15 protein-coding genes are annotated in these 19,465 nt (G+C 60.7%); 8 read left to right on the forward strand and 7 right to left on the reverse strand.

The features are described 5' to 3' along the window. Positions 1 to 88 precede the first annotated feature (88 nt). Entirely contained in the window at positions 89 to 1,711 is a 1,623-nt protein-coding gene (locus ACZ5TB_RS14385) for a GMC family oxidoreductase (protein ID WP_464793108.1), read from the reverse strand. 235 nt (positions 1,712 to 1,946) lie between these two features. Between ACZ5TB_RS14385 and ACZ5TB_RS14390 the strand changes: the two genes are divergently transcribed. The 4 genes from ACZ5TB_RS14390 (at position 1,947) to ACZ5TB_RS14405 (ending at position 5,764) form a co-directional block, all read left to right on the forward strand. Beyond that, positions 1,947 to 2,696, forward strand: a complete 750-nt coding sequence (locus ACZ5TB_RS14390) for an SDR family NAD(P)-dependent oxidoreductase (protein WP_464793109.1) — start codon at positions 1,947 to 1,949, stop codon at positions 2,694 to 2,696. An 81-nt stretch (positions 2,697 to 2,777) separates the two neighbouring features. Continuing rightward, positions 2,778 to 4,463, forward strand: coding sequence for an FAD-binding protein (locus ACZ5TB_RS14395; RefSeq protein ID WP_464793110.1), 1,686 nt, complete (start codon positions 2,778 to 2,780; stop codon positions 4,461 to 4,463). A 132-nt stretch (positions 4,464 to 4,595) separates the two neighbouring features. Further along, a complete protein-coding gene (locus ACZ5TB_RS14400) occupies positions 4,596 to 4,979 on the forward strand; it encodes a VOC family protein (RefSeq protein ID WP_464793111.1) in 384 nt (127 codons plus the stop codon). A 122-nt stretch (positions 4,980 to 5,101) separates the two neighbouring features. After that, positions 5,102 to 5,764, forward strand: a complete 663-nt coding sequence (locus tag ACZ5TB_RS14405; RefSeq protein WP_464793112.1) for a TetR/AcrR family transcriptional regulator — start codon at positions 5,102 to 5,104, stop codon at positions 5,762 to 5,764. Positions 5,765 to 5,900: 136 nt separating this feature from the next. On the opposite strand, the gene ACZ5TB_RS14410 is transcribed toward ACZ5TB_RS14405, so the two are convergent. The 6 genes from ACZ5TB_RS14410 to ACZ5TB_RS14435 form a co-directional block, all read right to left on the reverse strand. Next, a complete protein-coding gene (locus ACZ5TB_RS14410; protein WP_464793113.1) occupies positions 5,901 to 7,355 on the reverse strand; it encodes an acyl-CoA reductase in 1,455 nt (484 codons plus the stop codon). Positions 7,356 to 7,380: 25 nt separating this feature from the next. Further along, positions 7,381 to 8,811, reverse strand: coding sequence for a long-chain-fatty-acid--protein ligase (locus ACZ5TB_RS14415; RefSeq protein ID WP_464793114.1), 1,431 nt, complete (start codon positions 8,809 to 8,811; stop codon positions 7,381 to 7,383). 54 nt (positions 8,812 to 8,865) lie between these two features. Next, positions 8,866 to 10,383 carry an FAD-dependent oxidoreductase gene (locus ACZ5TB_RS14420; protein WP_464793115.1) on the reverse strand — a complete coding sequence of 506 codons (1,518 nt, stop codon included), beginning with the start codon at positions 10,381 to 10,383 and terminating at the stop codon, positions 8,866 to 8,868. Beyond that, entirely contained in the window at positions 10,380 to 10,958 is a 579-nt protein-coding gene (locus ACZ5TB_RS14425) for a VOC family protein (protein ID WP_464793116.1), read from the reverse strand. The genes ACZ5TB_RS14420 and ACZ5TB_RS14425 overlap by 4 nt, the downstream gene beginning before the upstream one ends. Next, positions 10,958 to 13,306 carry a TonB-dependent receptor gene (locus ACZ5TB_RS14430; RefSeq protein WP_464793117.1) on the reverse strand — a complete coding sequence of 783 codons (2,349 nt, stop codon included), beginning with the start codon at positions 13,304 to 13,306 and terminating at the stop codon, positions 10,958 to 10,960. Before ACZ5TB_RS14430 ends, ACZ5TB_RS14425 begins: the two co-directional genes overlap by 1 nt. A gap of 437 nt (positions 13,307 to 13,743) precedes the next feature. After that, positions 13,744 to 14,592 (reverse strand): TetR/AcrR family transcriptional regulator, encoded by an 849-nt coding sequence (locus tag ACZ5TB_RS14435; protein ID WP_464793118.1) that lies wholly within the window; start codon positions 14,590 to 14,592, stop codon positions 13,744 to 13,746. Positions 14,593 to 14,811: 219 nt separating this feature from the next. On the opposite strand from ACZ5TB_RS14435, the gene ACZ5TB_RS14440 reads away from it, so the two are divergent. The 4 genes from ACZ5TB_RS14440 (at position 14,812) to ACZ5TB_RS14455 (ending at position 19,459) form a co-directional block, all read left to right on the forward strand. Further along, the gene (locus tag ACZ5TB_RS14440; protein ID WP_464793119.1) at positions 14,812 to 15,645 is read left to right on the forward strand and encodes an SDR family NAD(P)-dependent oxidoreductase; all 834 of its coding nucleotides are present in this window, start codon (positions 14,812 to 14,814) and stop codon (positions 15,643 to 15,645) included. Further along, positions 15,642 to 15,968 carry a Rieske (2Fe-2S) protein gene (locus tag ACZ5TB_RS14445; RefSeq protein WP_196227127.1) on the forward strand — a complete coding sequence of 109 codons (327 nt, stop codon included), beginning with the start codon at positions 15,642 to 15,644 and terminating at the stop codon, positions 15,966 to 15,968. The genes ACZ5TB_RS14440 and ACZ5TB_RS14445 overlap by 4 nt, the downstream gene beginning before the upstream one ends. A 209-nt stretch (positions 15,969 to 16,177) precedes the next feature. Then, positions 16,178 to 17,782 carry a GMC family oxidoreductase gene (locus tag ACZ5TB_RS14450; RefSeq protein ID WP_464793120.1) on the forward strand — a complete coding sequence of 535 codons (1,605 nt, stop codon included), beginning with the start codon at positions 16,178 to 16,180 and terminating at the stop codon, positions 17,780 to 17,782. Positions 17,783 to 17,836: 54 nt separating this feature from the next. Continuing rightward, a complete protein-coding gene (locus tag ACZ5TB_RS14455) occupies positions 17,837 to 19,459 on the forward strand; it encodes an FAD-dependent oxidoreductase (RefSeq protein ID WP_464793121.1) in 1,623 nt (540 codons plus the stop codon). Positions 19,460 to 19,465 lie beyond the last annotated feature (6 nt).

The following is a 19,465-nucleotide window of genomic DNA, read 5'->3' on the forward strand; positions in this document are numbered from 1 at the left end:
CTTGCTCGCGGCTGCCCTACGTCGCCCTAACCCTTTGTTTGCCGCGATTTCTTAACCAGCGATCGATCTCGATCGCTTGGAAATCGCTCTAGCGCGCGTCTTCCAGGATCAGCGAAGACGCATGCCAGGCCATTGCCATCACCGGTGCGTTGGTGTTGCCCGAGGTCAGGTTGGGCATGATCGAACAGTCGATCACCCGCAGGCCGTCCACTCCGCGAACGCGGGTCCGCGGATCGACCACGGATTCATCATCGCTGCCCATCCGGCACGTTGCGACGGCATGGGTTCCGCAGCTCAGATGACGGCGTACGGCGGTCAATATCTGGTCGTCGCTATCATTACCGTTCAGCCCCGGCGCGATTTCGCGCGTCACGAAGGGCGCGATGGCAGGCTGGGTCATCAACTTGCGCACGAAACGCACCATCGCGACCGCCGTCTCGCAATCCTCCTGCGTCGTCAGCCAGTTGGGATGGATGCGCAAAGGATCGTCGGCATTGGGCGACGTAATGGTAAGACAACCCTCGCTGGTGGCTCGCAGCATCGCCGTGGCGATCATCATGCCAGGCGTCTTGTTGACGCCGTTGGTCGGAACCGCAACATCCGCCTCGCCCTGCGCCAGGGTGACGCCACCAACGAAGCATTGGAGGTCCGGGCGGGTTACACTCGGACGGCTGCGGGCAAAAATGCCGACCTCCTGCGGGACCGTCGCCATCGGGCCGCCCTTGAACAGGAAATATTCGGCAAGGCTACGGGCCAGACCCAGACCGCGATAGCGATGGTTCAGGCCCTTTTCGCCCTGCAAGTCGTAGTTGATGCCGTAGATGGGATGTTCCTGCATCCGTCGGCCTACGTCCGGGCTGTCCACAAGGACATCGACGCCCGCAGCTTTCAAATCCTCGGCTGGCCCGATCCCCGAAAGCTGGAGCAGCTTGGGGGATGCGATCGCGCCTGCCGACACGATGACTTCGCCCCGGCAGCGGAACTCCGTCTTGCGTCCGCCGATCCTGCACATGACGCCTTTGGCCCGGCGCTGTTCGATGATGATGCGGTCCACCTGTACGCCCGTCCGGATCACTAGATTGGGCCGATGGCGTATCGGGTCCAGAAAAGCGACCGCCGCGCTCTGCCTGCGCCCGTTCTTGATATTATAATGATAATAGCCGACGCCCTCCCGGCTCCCGGCGTTGAAATCATCGTTACGCGGCAAGCCCATTTGCTTGCCCGCTTCGATCATCCGGTCTGCAAGAGGATAATGGAACTTGGAGGTCGAGACATGCACCGGGCCGCCCACGCCATGCTCGTTGGACGCGCCAAGCTCATGATCCTCAATCGCGTTGAAGGCGCGCAGCATGGTGTTCCAGCCCCATCCCTTCGCGCCGCGCTCTTCCCATTGCTCGTAATCTTCAGGCTGGCCCCGGATATAGATCATGCCGTTGATAGCGGAAGATCCGCCCAGGCCTCTGCCCCGCAGCCAGATCTCGCTCGCGTCCAGTCCTTCTTCACGCGGCTGTTGGACCGGGAAATATTGTGCGAATGTCGGGTCGCCGACCAGCTTCGCCACACCCTTTGGCATGCGAACGAACATATGCTTGTTCTCGCCACCGGCTTCCAGCAGCAGCACCCGATTCGATGGATTTTCGGAAAGCTTGTTTGCAAGCACGCAACCAGCGCTGCCTGCGCCCACAATGATGAAGTCGAACTCCTCAGTCATGACCTCTCCAGAAATTAAATGACATTCGTCTTATATACGCTTCTATGACACGGCGGATTGGCAGACACAATGGGCTTTCCCCTCTCTGTCTGCCCGACCGCATATCAAGGACATATGCGGGCAGTATTGACAGTTTGTCAGACATTAGTCACGTAATGACACCGTAAGACGCCGTCTTGTGAAGACGGCTGGCCCGGCCTCAAGCGTCGGGCAATTGATTGGGAGAGGTGTGAAGATGGCTGTATTGGACGGGAAGGTTGCGCTGGTGACCGGCGCCTCGGGAGGCATTGGTCGGCAGATCGCCGTTGCTCTGGCGCAAAGCGGCGCGCGGATTGTCGCGCACTATTCTTCGCGCCGCGAAAGCGCCGAACAGACGGCAGCCGCAGTGCGCGAAGTGGGCGGCGATGCCGTGATTGTGCAGGCGGACCTCAGCCATTCCGAAGGCGTCGGGCAGCTGTTCCAGCAGTTTGACGAACAGGCTGGAGGGCAGCTTGATATTCTGGTCAATAATGCCGGCGCTGGACGAACCTCTCCAATCACCACGATCGATGAAGAAGAAATCGACAGCATGTATCGGGTGAACTTCAAGTCGCCGATACTGGTCACCCAACAGGCGTTGAAGCGCCTCAATGATGGTGGCGCGATCGTCAATATCTCGTCGATGAGCGGGCTGATGGCGCAGCCGCCCGGCTTCGCCTATGCCATGAGCAAGGCGGCGGTGAATTCGTTTACGGTTTCGATGGCTGTAGAGCTTGCGCCGCGCAATATTCGGGTCAATGCTGTGGCCCCTGGACCGGTCGATACCGACCTCATCAACGGCTATCGGGACAGTGAGGAGGCAATGCGCATGTTCAAAAGCATGGCCGCGCTTGGCCGCATCGGCACCGCTGATGACATAGCGCAGATCGTTCTGTTCCTCGCATCCCCGGCCTCGGGCTGGCTCACCGGACAGATTATTCAGGCGAGCGGCGGCATGAGGTTGTAATCGGCGCTGGCGGAAAAGCGGATGGTTGTTCGGATCGGTGATGAGCTACGGCAGAGAAATATCTTCGAAGGAAATGATGGCGTGAGAGATGAAATGATTTCCCAAGATGGTCAGCCGGTGATTTCCATCGAAAATGCGGACATGTTCCAATGGGACGACACGGCTGACGTCGTCGTGGTCGGCTATGGCGGCGCGGGAATTTGTGCCGCGCTCGAACTGGTGGAAAACGGCGCCAGCGTGATTGCCATAGACCGCTTCAATGGCGGCGGCGCAACGGCCTTCAGCGGCGGCGTCGTCTATGCGGCCGGGACCGACATTCAACGGCAAAACGGCGTTGAGGACGATCCCGACAACATGCTGAAATATCTGCGGCTGGAAGTCGGCGATGTCGTTCAGCCGGAAACACTGAAACGCTTTTGCGATCAAAGTGCAGGCAATCTGCAATGGTTGCAGTCGCATGGCGTTGTGTTCGGGACAAAGCTTTACATCGGAAAGACGACCTATCCGCCGGAAGGCTATTTCCTGCAATATTCCGGCAATGAGAAAGTAGAGGCCTATTGCCGCGACGCCAAACCCGCACCGCGAGGGCACCGGACGCTGGGGCGCGGCTTCACAGGCAACAAGCTGTATCGCGCCTTGCGCGAGACCGCCGATCGGTCAGCCATTCGCAAGAAGCTGCATACGATCGTGCAGAGCCTGATTGTCGATGGTGATGGGCGCGTCGTCGGCGTCGCTGCGCTGGAGCTTCCGGCCGCCAAGCATGCCGAGCATCAGAAATATTACGACAAGTTCCCGCCTACCGCTCCCTTCAAGGAGAGCAAGGCCGAAGCCGCGAGCGGTGCAGCGCGCGTCATGGAGCGAGAGCATGGCCAGCTACGCTATGTAAGAGCGAAGACCGGCGTCATCCTTTCGACGGGCGGTTTCGTCTTCAACCTCGACATGCTCGGCCAACATGCGCCCATGCTGAGCAAGCATTACAAGACCATGATGCGCCTCGGCACCCTGGGTGACGATGGCACGGCCGTGCAGCTCGGCACGGCGCTGGGCGCGGATACCGTGGGCATGGACGCGATGTTCGTTGGGCGGGTCCAATCTCCTCCCGCCGCGCTGCTGGATGGCATTCTTGTCAATCAGACAGGGGACCGGTTCGCCAACGAAGCCGTCTATGTCGGCACTCTGGGCCGCGCCATTGCCGATCAACCGGAGGGCAAGGCGTGGCTGATCATGTCCACCAAGGACATTCGCAAGGCGATGCGCCAGGTGGCAACGGACGGTCTGGACGCGTTCATGCGTTTTGGCGCACCCGCCATGCTGAATCTCATGCTCGGCGGCACCAAGCGCGCGAGGGACCTGGACGTGCTTGCGGAAAAATGCGGCATCAACCCCAATCGCCTGCGCCAGACTGTACGGCGCTATGAAGACATGGTCCGCAACCGGCATGACGATGACTTTTCGAAGCTGAAGGATCATCTCAAGTCGCTCGGCAACGGTCCCTATGTCGCAATGAACGTGTCCCTCGCCAACCGCTATAGCTTCATCACCTTCCATACTTTGGGAGGGTTGGCGCTCGAAGAGGCGACAGGCGCGGTGCGGCGCGCCGATGGCAGCACCATAGCGGGCCTTTATGCTGCGGGCCGGGCTACCGGAAGCATACCATCGCGCACTTATATCAGCGGCCTTTCCCTGGCGGATTGCGTGTTCACAGGGCGCAGGGCCGCTCAGTCCTGCTTGCGAGAGGCGGAGCAGGACGCGCTCGCTCCCGCCTGAACAACGGATTGACGGACATCTGTCAATCTACAGTCCGTGCTGTTATTGACATATGTCGTTTATTTCGAAATATACCCAGCTCCCATCTGCACATTCCCGCCCGCAAGGGTGATATTTTATGGAGAGAGTTTCATGTTTTCGCACATCGTGCTTGGCAGTAATGACATAGAGAAATCAAAGCGCTTCTATGACGCGACGCTTGGGGCGCTTGGCGGCGCGCCAGCCTTTGTCGATGATAACGGACGGCTGATCTACATGCACAACGGTCTGTCGCTGCTGATTACCAAGCCCATTGATGGCCAGGCGGCGACGCATGCCAATGGCGGCACGATCGGTTTCGCCGTTCAGGGACCTGAGCAGGCGGACGCATGGCATGCGGCAGGGGTAGCCAATGGCGGCGTTTCCATTGAGGACGCCCCGGGCGTGCGTGAGGGGCCGATGGGGGCTCTGTACCTTGCCTATCTGCGCGATCCGGACGGTAACAAGCTCTGCGCGCTGCACCAGATCGCTCAGTAAGACAAATCGATCCATGAGTGAGGCGCGCCGCTGCCACCTTCCGTAGCGGTTGCGCCTCTCTTCCTTTCATGGGACAATGTCGGCGGGAGTGACTGCATCGATACAGTGATGGAGAGATACCCATGACGAACGCAGGCGACGCCCGCCCTGACGCAGCTTCTGCGCGTGGTCGGCCGACGGTCTCCGACCACCGCGAAGTGTCGAACGAACTGCTCCATGCAATGGAGCATGGCTTGCGGAACAAGAGCCATCTGGATCTGACGACGCGGGAAATCGCGTCCGCCGCCGGGACCAATGCCGGCATGATCCACTATTATTATCACGGCAAGAACGGCCTGATCGACGCGGCGCTGGACAATCTGAGCAGCGACATCGCGCAGATACTCAATGATCTCAACACTTTGTTCCTGACCGACTGCCAGGACGCCACGCGCAAGATTGTCAGTGCCTGGATGAAGGTTTTGGAAACGCACCGGGGCACGGCCAGCGTGGTCCTGATCGAAAGTTTCCGCCCCTACTCGACCGTATGGAATTCCTATCGGCAGAAGAAATCGCAGGGCAGCTTCATCCGGATGCAGGAATTGGTCCGGACATTGGTGAGTCAGGGATATTATCGGGCGGATACCGACCCGCAAGTTGCAGCCTTTTCCATCACCTCCATTGTCCTTTCCCCGATGCTGGTGGGCCAGATCATGTCGGAGATCGGCCACCAGATCAGTCACATATTGAACAATTGGGAAGAAGAGGCCGTCAAGCTTATCGACGAGCGCTACCGCCAAATGTGATGGCGGTGCTTTAACCGCGCGCTAAAAAAGGAAGGGGAGCTTTGACCGGAGCCGCCCGATCGGGGAAGATCGTAACATTGAGCGGCCCATCGGAGAATCCATGATCCCGCTCCCCTTCAAAATGTGCCCCGCCTCGTCAGGCGGCGCACATCATCCCTGCGCCTGCCTCCGCAACGGCTTCGTCAAATTGCTCGCGAACACCCCAGCGGGCGAGCCTGCGCATGATTTCCATGGCGTCATGCGGATAACCCAGCCCTTCATAAGCGATGCAGCCCAGTGGTGAGAGGCGCTGCGCGCCCCGCAACATGCACCGGTCGGCAATTTCCGCCTGCGCCGCATTGGGATAGATGCCGATCGTCTGGGTGTGGATGGTAACGGCTGCCACAGCTGCATCCAGGTCCGGCACGGGAATGATATTGATGACGCGCCCGCCGATCCGGTCGCTGAACTCAACCGCCTCCGCCTGCTGCGATACGATGACGCCGCCTTCGTTCGCCTTGACGCCGAACACGCGATAATCGTCGGAATAGCGGATGCCCTCTATCTCGTCGCGCAACACCGGGTCGAACGCGGGATGGGGGGAGCTATAGGCAGCGGGCAGCACCTGCAACGCTTCATGCACCAGTCGGCCAAAGCGGTTCAGCCGATCGAGCGACGCATCATCACTGCCGCACACGACATAGGCGAGGCGGCTGTTGCCGCAGCCTTCCTGATTGAAATAGCCGAAATCCTTGGCCAATTGCTGCGCAACCCAGCCCATCTGCTCCTCCGATTCCAACGCCTCCGCGCCAATGATCGAGGCGCTGACCTTGGGATCGAGCGCGATCAGGTCGAGGCCGGAGGTCAGATGCTGGCGGATGTGGTTCATCGACGCAGGGCCACCCCACGCAACGATCTTGTCGATGTTGCGCGTGTCATACAGCTTCTTCTCAAAGCCCAGGTCGCCGCCCTTCCAATAGGCGACCGTCATGTGGCGGGTGATGGGATGATCGGGGTCCATCGCGATCATCGTCTTGGCGATCGCGACGGCGGTGAAGGGGTCGTTCGACGGGCTTTTGACGATATTGTCACAGCGCAGCACCGCCCCGTTGATCACCGCGTGCAAGGCCACATTGGGCGCGTTGCCTGCGTTCAGGTGAACGATGCGCGATCCAAAGGCGCGCACCATCGCGTCGCGGTCATGCAGTGGCCTCGCCTTCCAGCCTTCCAGATAGTCGCGGCCGATATTCTGATCGACGGCTTCCTCGACGATGGTCCGCCGCAGGTTCGCGGCAAAGGAAACATAGGCGGTGCGCAATATATCGGGCGACTGGCCCGACGACTGCATATTCATTTCCAGCGCCAACCGAATGTCGGGATTGGTGTCCGGGTGCAGCCTGCGGCCCAATTCCTCCAGGAAGTCGAGGATATTGTCCAGGCTTACGGAATAATAATCCTGAAGGTCAGCGCCATTGCGCAGGACGATCTGGTCCAGATATTTGTTCACGTCGGGGGTCAGGAACGCGATTTCGCCCCGGCGTCCTTCAAAGCGGACCAGGTCATCTTCTATGATGCGGCCCCGGATGATGAGCGGGATAGTATATTCTTTCATCTTCGATACTCCGAGACAGATTGGATCAGGACGCCTTGGCCAGGAAATCTTCCAGGCTCTGGAAGGCCTGCGGCGTGCGGGCGCACACGATCTTGTCGTCGCCGCCATTCAGTTCCGAAATGCGGTTGATGTCATTGTCCATGAACGGACCCTTGCGCCCGCATGGGCATCCGCCGTCGAAATGGACCGTCACCTGATCGCCCGTGATGACCCCGGCCCAGAACGTGGTTGGCATGGGATCGAACACGACCATGCGTCCTGTCTGCGTGCCGGTGCGCGGTAGCGACTGGCCGGTTGCCGGGTCCATCAGGTGCGTGATGCCCCAGGGCAGGGGATGCAGCTTGTCATGGGGGCAACAGACCGCTGTCGAGCTGGACTCGGTCATGCCATAGACTTCCTTCACGCGCCCCGGCACATGATGCGGGAAGCGTTCGGCGACGACATCGCGCCACCCTTCGGGAAAGCTGAATCCTTTAGTACCGCCACCGGTCATGATCATGGAATCGGGATGCCATTCGACGAAGATGTCCATTTTCCGGCAGGCTTCGGCCATGAGATAGAGATTCATGCTGGCCCCGTAGAACATGACCTTTTGGCCCTTTAGGCCAATCACGGCATTTTCGATGAAGCGGGTCCACCGTTCATCCGCATTGGCCGCGCGGGTTGAGAGCGCAGTGGCGATCGCCTGCTCGGCGGGGCTCAGTTCCAGCTCCTCACCCAGCGCCTGTGCGCGTTGAAGCCGTCCGTTCAGCCACATTTCGTCTGCGGTCAGTGTGCCATCGTCCAGCGTGATGAACATGTCCTCGCGGCCATCGTAGCAATTTTCCTTCAGGACACGCATGATGAGCGGAATGTTGTGACGGCCGTAGCGGGAAGGCCAGGGACAGACGAAAACATATTCTCCGCTTTTTGCGTTGATCCCCGGCTCGTCACGATAAGGTTCAACGATATAGGTGTTCTTGTCGACAAACAGCGTTTCCTCGACCGTGCTCAGGGGGAAGAGCGAAATCTTGCCGCTCGTCCCTGACGAGGTGACGGGCCGCAATGGCGTCACCCGCTCGACTTCCAGCAGCCATTGTTCGATCGATTCACAATGTTCGGCATGGACCGCCGACAGGTCGTGCGTGGTAAGCGCCTGAAGCCAGCGGGTCAGCTTGTCGAAGCGCGCTTTCTGCACGTCCAGCGCGGAATAGGATTTGAACATGGTGTGGGGCATTGCCAGACGCGTCAGGTCATCGAACCCGCTGATTTCCTCTAGCCCCACTTCTTCGGCCAGACGCTGGAGCGCGCGCAATTTGGGCTTCAAATCCCGGAACCGCCGCTGGAAGAGGGCGAGCTGGATCTTTTCGACTTCGGCATAATCCAGGTCGAACAGTTCCTCCTGGCTCAGTTCCAGGAAGCGCCAGGGATCTTCTTCCAATCTTTCGTAGAGATTGGCCGTGGGGGTGGATGTCATGAAATGCTCCTGAAATGATAGGTATGTGAGGGGCGGCCGATCACTCGCGCGTGATCAGGCGACATCTGCCGGTAATTCGGGGTGCTTCGATCCGGGATCGAGAGCGCGGCGAGCCGGTTCGGCGGCGGCAGCCTTGCCTGCCCTGCGTCCGAAAAAGGTCGCGCCGCCGATCAACAGACCGCTCGCATAGCCCCAGCCTTCGACCGACAGATTGGGGGCGACCTGACCGACCGCATAAAGGCCGGGGACAGGCGTGCCATCGGCTTTCAGCGCCCGGCCATCAACGTCAGTATCAACGCCGCCCAGGCTGATGCAGCAGAAATAGGCCGAACCTACCGAACAATCGATCGCGGCATAGGGTATCTCCGAAATCGGGGCGAGCCACTTGGGGTTCTTGCGGAATTCCTCGTCATAGCCTGTCGCGGCATAGCGATTATAATTGCCGATCGTCTCCACCAGCGCCCCTTCAGGCATGCCGAGGTCCGCTTCCATTTCGGGTATGTTGTCCCAGGCATCGACCACCTCATGCTTGCGCTCGGACCGGATGTCGCCAAGCTCCGGTCGGCCGAAATTGACATTGTCGCAGATCAGGTAAGCCTTGCCCTCGGGCTGGTTCAAAATCGCGTCGGTCGACCATGCGTGATAGACGTCCTCCGCCACGAAGCGGCGGCCTGCGCTATTCACCAATATGCCTTTGACCAGACTTGCGGGCGGATAGAAGGGCGATGTGATCATGCTCTGATCCAGCCCGACGATCGCCGCGTCCATGCTCTGGCCGAGCGCTATGCCCGATCCGTCGGCAGTCGGCACGCCCAGCGGAGCGATGCCTTCCCGTCCAGCTTTCGATCCATGGGCAAGGCCCAGTTCCCGGTCCCACTCGCAACCGCCGGTCGCCAGCACCACACCCTTGCGCGCCGCCACCGCCATGTTGCGGCCTTCCTGCCGATACTGGACGCCGACGACCGCGCCTGCCTCGTCCCGAACCAGCGCGTTGACCGCTGCATCGTAGATCACGCGCACCTTGAGTTCATGCAGGCGCTGGAGCAACCGGTCGAACAGCAGGTGCCCGACAAATCCGCCCCCCGGCTTGTGACCACGCGGGAAAGGCTCCGCTGCTTCAGACAGGGGCCAGCAGGCTTCGCTTCCGGTCCACACCAGCGTTTCATCGCTATGGGGGTGGAAATGCTTGCCGTCGAAATAGCGTTCGTTGAACGTGACGCCCAACGACATCAGCCAGTCATAATGACCGACGCTGCCCTCGCAATAGGCCTCGATCTTGTCCACGGCGGCCTTCGGCTGCGTGGCCTTCAGAAACCGGGCCATATTCTCCGGCGTATCGGCAAAGCCATTGGCCTTTTGCGGAGGCGTGCCGCCGCCCAGATAGATGAACCCCCCGGACATAGCGGTAGAGCCTCCCCCGCCGGAGGTTCTTTCGATGACCAGAACCTCTGCCCCCGCTTCGGCTGCGGCAATCGCGGCAGAAGCGCCAGCTCCTCCCAGCCCCGCAATTACAACATCCGCCGTCGTCGCGAACGTAACTTCGTCCAGCGTCTTGGCTGCCTCTGTCTTCACTGTGATCCTCCCACTCGTGCGGCCGAGCCGTCTTTGAGTTCCAGCATGCGGACGGGATCGGTCCCGTCCCAATCTTGCGCGGCTTGCGCCACGTCGCGGAACAGGTTGATCAACACCGGCTCTGCGGGCACCAGTTCCAGCATGCAGCCCAGTTCGTTGCGGGTGTCGGCATAGGCGACCTGCGCCCCGCCCACCGACCGGAACTCACTCGCCATCTCTATGCCTCGCGCTCTCAGGCGCCCGATTTCTTCACCGACATTGTGCACTATCCGGCACATGTGATGAAAGCCGGTCTGGCCTTCGGGAACCATGTCGCGATAGGCGGATGGCCCCTTGCTCGTCTGCTGGATCAGTTCGATCTGAACCGGCCCCGCTTGCGCTAGCGCCGCCTTGAAAGCGAGCGGCTCGGGCCGCCCGCGATACAATGCGCCAGGATAGTCGGAGTCGCGCCGGAAAAACGGCCCGACCCCCATGGACAGCCATCGCTCCATCGCATCGTCCAGGTCCGCCACGACCCAGCAATTCTGCAACAGCGCCATCCTCTCATTGCGCGGAATGAGTTCTTCCAATCCCATCAGAAGTCTGCCGCCAGAGACACGCCCCAGGTCCTGCCGACCGACGGGATCGCGAAGTCAATGAACGACCCGATCGTGTTGCTTGACGTGAACCCGTCATAAGTGGTGTTGTTTGTCACATTCTTGACGAAGCCAGTCAGCGTCAGGTCGAGTTTGTCATGCACCGGGAACTGGTAGCGCATGGCAAGGTCGATCTTGGTCACAGGGGGAATGGATCCGCGCGGATCATTGAGAACGCTCGTCTCATAACGCGACGTATGATAGAGGGCGGCGTTCAGCCCCGCTCGCCCCGACCCCAGGTCGAAAGCATAGTCGGAGATCAGACCCGCAGTCCATTTGGGCGTGCGGCGCAGCTTCAGGTCCGATAGGTCCGCAAGGCCCTGACCGGCGAGGTTGCCGACAAAGCTCAGATATTTCGCGTCCAGATAGCCCGCTGATCCGGTGATCGTCCATCCGGCGACAGGGACCACTGCCAATTCGGCCTCCACGCCCTTGTATCGCGCCTTGGCGGCATTCACTGTCGCCGTAACGATGCCCCCTCCCGGTGCGACCGTCAGGACATCTTCCTGCTTGTCCTTCAGCGTGTTGTGGAACGCCGCGACGTTCAGGCGAACCCGCTTGTTGAACCATTCGCTCTTGAAGCCGAATTCATAAGCATCCATGATTTCAGGACGATAGGGAATGACGGCGTTGACGATGCTTCCTGCGCGACCATTAAACCCGCCCGCATTATAGCCCCGGCTCCAATTGGCGTAGACGAGCAGGTCGGGCTGGACCTCATATTGCAACCCGATGCGCGGCGTCAGTTCGTCGAACTTGACCGTAGCGCTCACCGGACCTTGCTGCGGGCCAAGTACGAACTGATCGCGGATCGGCTGCTGTAGCCTTCCCCAAAGCGTGAAGTTCGTCTGCTTGCGATCCCACGTCTGCCGCGCACCGGCCGTCAGGCGCAGCTTGTCCGTAATGTCCCAGTCACCCTGAAAGAAGACCGCGAAGGAACGGCTTTTCTGCCGGATGCGATAGGCGTTGAGTGAATTGAAGTAGGCCGTGCCCGGCGCGGTAGTCGCCGACAGCCCGGCAAAATCGACCGACGGGAACTGCCGCGCGGTGAACGCATATTCGATGAAGAAAGCGCCCGCCACGAAGTTGATCGGGCCATCGAACTGCGTTTCCGCACGCAACTCCTGCGAAAACTGCCAGGAGCTTTCCCGCTTGTCGTTACGCTGTATCGCAAAACGGGTCGCGTCGAAGTCGCCGAGCTGATCTTCCTTATCCTCGCGATAACCCGACAGGCTGACCAACTTTACGCCGTCAAGTTCGTGCGCGATCTCCAGCGTCACGGCATTAAGATTATAATAGGCCGGAAACTGCGTCGTCTCGACATCATTACGCTTCTTGCTGAGCGGCCTGCAAACGATCGAGGTCGCAGGATTGAGACATTGTATGTTTTGTCCCGACACATAAGTCGGATATCCCAGCGTGCCCAGACCATTGGCCGTCAGCAGCTTGGGGCCGGTCAGTGGAATGAGGTCGGGGGTAAGGAGCGGCACATAGGGCGGCACTTCGCTATCATCTTCCATCCGCTCGAGCGAAAGGTAGATGCTCGTCCGATCTGAAGGAGTCGCGACCAGCGACAGCATATAATCCCGCATATCGCGCTTGCCTTCGCGATCGCCGGTGATGCTGTTGCGGAACTCGCCCTTATGTTTCTTGATCGCGATCGCGCCCTTGACCGCCAACAGGCCGGGAATGATCGGCGCCATCACGACACCTTCAAAGTCCGTTCGTCCGAAACTGCCCACCGTCGCGCGCAGCCTGCCGCTTGTGGGAGCGTCGGGATCGGGACGGGAGCGGATGACGTTCACCGTTCCGCCCGTCGTGTTGCGACCAAAGAGCAGGCCCTGCGGGCCACGCAAAATCTCCAGTCGTTCGATGTCGAACGCGTCGAGCAGCGTGCCCCGCTGAAATGCCAGCGGAATGCCGTCGATGGTGAAACCGATGCCGGATTCAACGGCGCGGTTGGGATCTTGAAGCGAGATGCCGCGCAGGCTGATCTGCGGTGTGTTGAGCGCAGCGCCCGAGCGTGAAATCGTCATGCCCGGCACCATGCCGCGCAGGCCCGTCAACGCATCCAGGTTGGACGCGCGCATGGCCTCGCCGGTGAAAGCCGTCACGGCGACGGGGACATCCTGCAACGGCACGGCCCGTTTCTGGGCGGTGACGATGATGTCCGCCAGCTCAGTCGACGAGGACTGTTTCGAGTCCGCCGAAGCTTGCGCCAAGGCGCTACCGGGTGCCATCACGCCCAAACTGAGCGCCAAGAGCGAAGTTCCTGTAAAGGTCCGCATGTTATCCCCTCCATTTATGTCTGTTGTCGGTCTTCCGTTTGTCGCGTCATTTTTCGCGCGACTATAAATCTGATTACCGATGGCTCGTCCTGGGACGGCCACGGATCATATGAAAACCCATTCCGGACATAATGGAAAGTTGGATAATAGGCCGTAGGACCAAGCCGGTGATCGCCGACCAGTATCTGACGCTTGTCGGACGTTGAAAAGCAAAGACAAAGGGGGCGACAGGGGAACCGCGCCGCCGCTCACCGCGTCGGCGTCATGGGCGCGGAACAATGCCGTAATCGGACGGGTGCCGGGTTACGGAGATGTGGCGGTGATGGGAAGGCGAACGACTCGTCCTTCACGGCCACCCGCCCACCGGCCGAGCGATCGTGCCGGTTGGGCCGGGGAACTTCAGCGAAAATGCCGACACAGCGTCGGCATTGCTTAATTCACGCTTTCTTGCGACGCCTTGCCGCTGGCTTGGCCGCCAATTTGGTGACCGTGGACGCGAGCAATTCGATCTGAGCCGTGGCCATCTCAATGAGCGCCGGGTCGTCGTGCGCGGCCAGGGTTCTGGCGGCCGCCATTATCCTGTCTTCCGGCGTGGGTTCTGCGGGCGTGGTTTCTTCTGGCGCTGCACCGTAACGCGCTTCGGCCCGAGCAAGAAAATCCAGCGCGACTTCTGTCGCCTGCTTTACCGCCAGATCCGTGATCTTGCCCTGCTGCTGGATGCTGGCTTCGAAAATGGCTGACTGGATGATGACAAGCGTGCGGAACGGGTCTTCTTCCGACAGCGGTTCGATCGCCCAGCCTGTATGCCACAAAGTATGGTAGGGCAGGGCAGCAACCTTGTCGAAATCCCGCACCAAATGGCGGGACTCGAACGGAATGTGACGGGCCAGCGCGCCTGGCTTCGCTGGACTGGGTTGGTTGAAATAATCCTGGATTCCCTTGATCATCAACGTGACCAATTGCTCCAGGCTTTCCGGTTTGCGCCGCCGAACATAGCGTTCCACTTCGACGCCAGTCTGCTGGACGAACCGGATCGCGATCTGGCCCAATATCTCATCGACGCTGGCGAAGTGGGAATAGATGGATGTCCGGGTGATGCCGCCATGGTCGGCGATCATGGCGATGGAGATGTCAGCTGGCTTATGCGCCTTTAGCAGTTCAATCGTCGCTTCGATGATCCGGTCGACGCGCGCTCTGCCCGGCGCGCGCTGCCCCAGCTTCTCCCGTTCGGAGAGCAACTCGCTTTGAAGAAGCTGAAGGGTATTAGTCTCGGAATCCGCTTTCAAACTGTGAGGCTTGATCTTTGCTGATATCTTCTCCGCTTTACCTTTGAGCGGCGCCAGTCCCTGTTTTTTCATCATTGAACCATATCATAGCGGGGTGAGGTTTCAAGTGAAGTCGGTTCGACAACGGCTGTCAACTCCGATGTCGCAAAAATAGTATCCTAGCGCACGATATCACTTTACAGCTTTCCGTCGGCGCGATAGATGGTCCTTATATGACATTTGTCTGTCTCTGAAAGGCCGTGGTGGTCGATCACGCCGGGTATGGAGCAGGCTGTAGGGAGAGGTGCGTTGGGCGGTCGACTGTCTGGCAAGACGGCAATTATCACAGGCGCTGGCTCGATGCACGGCATGGGCGCGGCAACCGCCCGTCTGTTTGCTCGGGAAGGCGCGTCGGTGATCCTGACGGACCTTGACGAAACGGGCGCTGCGGCGGTGGCGGCTTCCATCACGCAGGAAGGCGGCGTTGCGTCGTCCCGATCACAGGATGTCCGTCAGGAAGAGGGATGGCAGGAACTCGCCGCCGACGTCCTCAAACGGTTCGGGCGCATCGACATTCTTGTGAACAATGCGGGCATCTATCATGCGGCATATGTTTCTGACACACCCGTCGCCATGCTCGACCGCCTTTTCGAAATCAATTTACGGGGCGCTTTTCTGGGCTGCCAGGCGGTGATCCCACACATGCGTGCCAATGGCGGCGGCTCCATCGTCAATATCTCGTCGATCGCCGCACTGACGGGTGTTCACAGAAGCGCTGCTTATGCTGCTACCAAGGGGGCTGTTCGTGCGCTGACCAAAAGTGTCGCGCTCGATGAAGCGCCCTATGGCATCCGGTGCAATTCGGTGCACCCCGGCACGATCGAAACGCCGATGGTCGAACAATTGCTTCAGGGCGATCCGGCCGCTATCGACGCGGCCACTGCGCCGATCCCGCTCGGTCGCTTGGGCCGACCGGAAGATGTCGCGAACATGTCGCTGTTCCTGGCATCGCAAGAAGCGTCCTATGTGACGGGTGCCGAATTTGTCGTTGATGGAGGCTTGACCATAGCATGAGCGCCGATTTCCTTCCCGTCGCGGCGGCAGCCGACCTGCCGAACAACAGCAGCAAGCCGATAACAGTGAACGGCCTGGACCTTCTGCTGTGTCACGCGGACGGAGAGTTTTTCTGTGTGCAGAATGAATGCACGCATCGCGCATTTTCCCTGGCGGCCGGACGCATCAGGCGCTGCATGGTGCTGTGTCCCGAACATGGCATGCCCTTCGATCTGCGAACCGGAAATCCCAAGGGTCAGCTGACGGACAAGCCGCTCCGCACGTTCGAAACGCGTGTTGTGGATGGCCAGGTAGAGGTCGCGGTGCCTGCGGAGGTAAGTTGAGACAGCTGCGATCGGCCGCCATTGCGTAATGTGACAAGGGTCGCATAAGGTGCGGCAGGGCGCATAAGGGCGCCAGTGGAAAAATTGGGGCGGAACAAGCGCCTTGAAGGAGTAGGATCGTTGCAAGCTCATTTGCATTTCCGCCACTGCGCGCTGGCCAGCCATTGCAGCGGGACCTCCGCTGACGATGGGCAGGCCTCGTTGCCGGAGTGCGGGCGTTGAACGCGGACTATATCGTTGTCGGCGCGGGGGCGGCGGGCTGCGCCGTCGCCAACCGTCTGTCGGAAAACAGCCGTCACAAAGTGATTCTACTTGAGGCGGGGGGCACTGACCGTGATCCCCTCATCCATGCGCCCGGCGGACTGATGCCGCTTTTGACGTCGGGCAAGCATAGCTGGAACTACAGGAGCGCGCCGCAGGAGGAACTGAACGACCGCGTCCTCTTTCTGCCCCGCGGCAAGGTTCTGGGCGGCGGCAGCTCGATCAACGGCATGATCTATGATCGAGGCACGCCGAGCGATTATGATCGGTGGGCGGCGCTGGGCAATGTCGGATGGTCCTATGAGGACGTGCTGCCCTATTTCAAGCGGGCCGAAAGTTACGAGCCGGGCGGCGATGCGCGGTGGCACGGTCACTCCGGGCCGGTCAGGATCAGCCGTCCCGGCGTCCATAATCCACTCGCCAAGGCGTTCCTGCAAGCCTGTGAAGAAGCTGGCTATCCTTACAATAACGACACCAACGGCGCGGTTCGCGATGGCGCCGGTCCCGTCGACATGTTCGTCAGCCGGGGCCGCCGCTGGAGCGCGGCGACCGCCTACATAAAGCCGGTTCGCTCACGCTCGAACCTCGACGTGCGTCTCGGCGCGCAAGTGCTCAAGATATTGGTCGAAAACGGCCGCGCCGTCGGCGTCCGCATCCGCGAGAAAGGGCAGGAGCTTGACCTTCGTGCAGGGGGCGAGGTGATCCTCTGCGGCGGGGGCATCAATTCGCCCCAGCTTCTGATGCTGTCCGGCATCGGTGACGCGGCGACCCTGTCACAGGTCGGCATCGACCCGGTCCATAATCTGCCCGGCGTCGGTCAGAATCTTCAGGACCATCTGTCCACTTATGTGAAGCAGGCGGTGACGCAGCCAGTATCCCATTATCAATATGTCAGCCCGCTGAAGGGCGCGCTGGCCTTCGCGCAATATCTGGCTTTCCGTAAGGGGCCGCTCGCCAGCACTGGCATGGAAGCAGTCGCCTATGTGCGATCGCGGCCGGACGTCGCCGAACCCGACATAAAGCTCTCGCTGGTGCTGGCGCTGATGAATGACACGCTGACCGGCCTGATGCCGCGTCATGGCTTCATGGCCCATGTCTGCGTCGTCCGGCCGCACAGCCGAGGGCATGTGACGCTGGCCTCGCCCGACCCGCATGCCGCCCCGGTCGTGGATCACCGCTACCTCAGCGATGCCCGCGACATGGTCGACTTCCGCAACGGCATCCGAGTGTGCCGCCAGATTTTCGGACAGGCCGCCTTCGATCCCTATCGCGGCGATGAATTGTCGCCGGGCGCGTCGGTACAGACTGACAGCCAGATCGATGCCTTCATCCGTGCTAATGCAAGTGCGGATTATCACACTGCCGGGACATGCAAGATGGGATCGGACGATGACAGCGTCGTCGACGCCCGTCTGCGGGTCAGGGGCATTGGCGGGCTGAGGGTCGCCGACACGTCGGTGATGCCGACGCTCGTCGGCGGGAACACGAATATGCCCGCCATCATGATCGGCGAAAAGGCGGCGGACCTGGTCAGGGGCCGCAGCCATGCGTGACAAGTGCAAACGACATAGGAAGCGGCGCGAACCGCGAGCGACTGGAGAGCTATAATGCCGGTATGGGATGAGGTTTTCGACGTGGTGGTCATGGGCTCCGGCGCGGCGGGCGTGTCGGCTGCGATCGCGGCACAGCATCGCGGCTGCAAGACGCTGGTGCTGGAGCGCAGCGACAAGCTGGGCGGGACGAGCGCCGTGTCGGGCGGCGTGCCGTGGATCCCCAACAATCACCACATGCACGAGGTTGGAACGACCGACTCGCGCGAACAGGCACTCACCTATCTTCGCAGCCTTTCGCTCGGCAAAATGGACATCGAACTGGCCGAAACCTATGTCGATGAAGCGCCAGGCGTGCTGCGTTATCTTGAGCAAGAGACCCAGCTGGCGTTCCGGGCGCTCAAGACGCCCGACTATCACCCGGAACATCCCGGCGGCACCTTCGGCCGCTCGGTAAGCCCCGGCCTCTTTCCTGCGGGCGAGTTGGGTGAACTGCGCGCGCATCTGCGTTCCGCGCCCTGCTTCCCGCTGCCTGTCGCGATGACCGACATCGATGACGGGACAAACATGCTGGATCCTGAAATCATCGGCGACCGCCTCGCCAAGGGCATGGTGGGCACCGGCATGGCGCTGATGGCTGGCCTTATCAAGGGCGCGGTGGACAAGGGCGTGGAGTTTCGCCGCAACGCCCGTGGTCGCCGTCTGGTGATCGACGATGGCGCCATTGTCGGCATTGAGGTCGAACAGGATGGCCGCATGGTCCGGATCGGCGCGCGTCGCGCCGTCATTCTGGCAAGCGGCGGCTTTGAATGGAACAAGGACATGGCGACCGACCTGATGGGCGCTCCCATCGAAGGTCCGCTCAGCCCCCCTTTCAATGAGGGCGATGGCCTGATCATGGCGGCCGAAGCGCAGGCGAGCATGGCCAACGCCCATGAAGCCTGGTGGATGCCGATGATCCGCATTCCGGGTGACGAATATGAGGGGCAGCAACTCAATCGCATGGTGGTCGGCGAAAGAGCCTCCCCCGGTTCGATCATGGTCAACCGCGCGGGCAAGCGTTTCGTCAACGAAGCCCATAATTATAATGACGTCGGCCGCTCCTTCCGCAATTTCGATCCGGTAGCGTTCGACTATCCGAACCTGCCCGCCTGGATCATCCTGGATGCGACTTTCCTCGACAAATATCCGTTCGGCACGCGCTATCCTGGCGATCCGATTCCGGCATGGCTCGAATCCGCGCCGACGCTGCGCGAACTGGCGGAGAAAATCGGCGTAAACCCCGATGGCCTTGAAGACACGGTCACACGCTTCAACGCGAGTGTCGAACGGGGTGAGGACCCCGACTTCCACCGTGGCCGGAGCAAATATGACCGCCATTATGGCGATCCGTCACGCGAAGGGGCACTCCAGTCGCTAGGACCGATCCAGCAAGGTCCCTTCTACGCCTGCCGGGTCTATTCCGGCGTTCTCGGCACGAAGGGTGGTCCGAAGATCAACGCCAAGTCAGAAGTGGTGAATGTCAGGGGCGGCCGCATCCCCGGCCTTTACGCCGCAGGGAACGTCTCCGGCGGGTTCACCGGCATGGCCTATCCGGGGGCCGGGGCCACGATCGGGCCGGGTCTGGTCTTCGGCCACATCGCCGGACGCGAGGCGGCGTCCAGCGTCAACAGGTTCTGAAAAAGG

It is taken from the genome of Sphingobium sp. TomTYG74 (assembly GCF_055393875.1).

Excerpts from the sequence above, each read along its gene's own strand:
- ACZ5TB_RS14385 (WP_464793108.1), bottom strand. The coding sequence starts at position 1,711 with ATGACTGAGGAGTTCGACTTCATCATTGTGGGCGCAGGCAGCGCTGGT.
- ACZ5TB_RS14390 (WP_464793109.1), top strand. The coding sequence starts at position 1,947 with ATGGCTGTATTGGACGGGAAGGTTGCGCTGGTGACCGGCGCCTCGGGA.
- ACZ5TB_RS14400 (WP_464793111.1), top strand. The coding sequence starts at position 4,596 with ATGTTTTCGCACATCGTGCTTGGCAGTAATGACATAGAGAAATCAAAG.
- ACZ5TB_RS14405 (WP_464793112.1), top strand. The coding sequence starts at position 5,102 with ATGACGAACGCAGGCGACGCCCGCCCTGACGCAGCTTCTGCGCGTGGT.
- ACZ5TB_RS14410 (WP_464793113.1), bottom strand. The coding sequence starts at position 7,355 with ATGAAAGAATATACTATCCCGCTCATCATCCGGGGCCGCATCATAGAA.
- ACZ5TB_RS14415 (WP_464793114.1), bottom strand. The coding sequence starts at position 8,811 with ATGACATCCACCCCCACGGCCAATCTCTACGAAAGATTGGAAGAAGAT.
- ACZ5TB_RS14425 (WP_464793116.1), bottom strand. The coding sequence starts at position 10,958 with ATGGGATTGGAAGAACTCATTCCGCGCAATGAGAGGATGGCGCTGTTG.
- ACZ5TB_RS14430 (WP_464793117.1), bottom strand. The coding sequence starts at position 13,306 with ATGCGGACCTTTACAGGAACTTCGCTCTTGGCGCTCAGTTTGGGCGTG.
- ACZ5TB_RS14445 (WP_196227127.1), top strand. The coding sequence starts at position 15,642 with ATGAGCGCCGATTTCCTTCCCGTCGCGGCGGCAGCCGACCTGCCGAAC.
- ACZ5TB_RS14455 (WP_464793121.1), top strand. The coding sequence starts at position 17,837 with ATGCCGGTATGGGATGAGGTTTTCGACGTGGTGGTCATGGGCTCCGGC.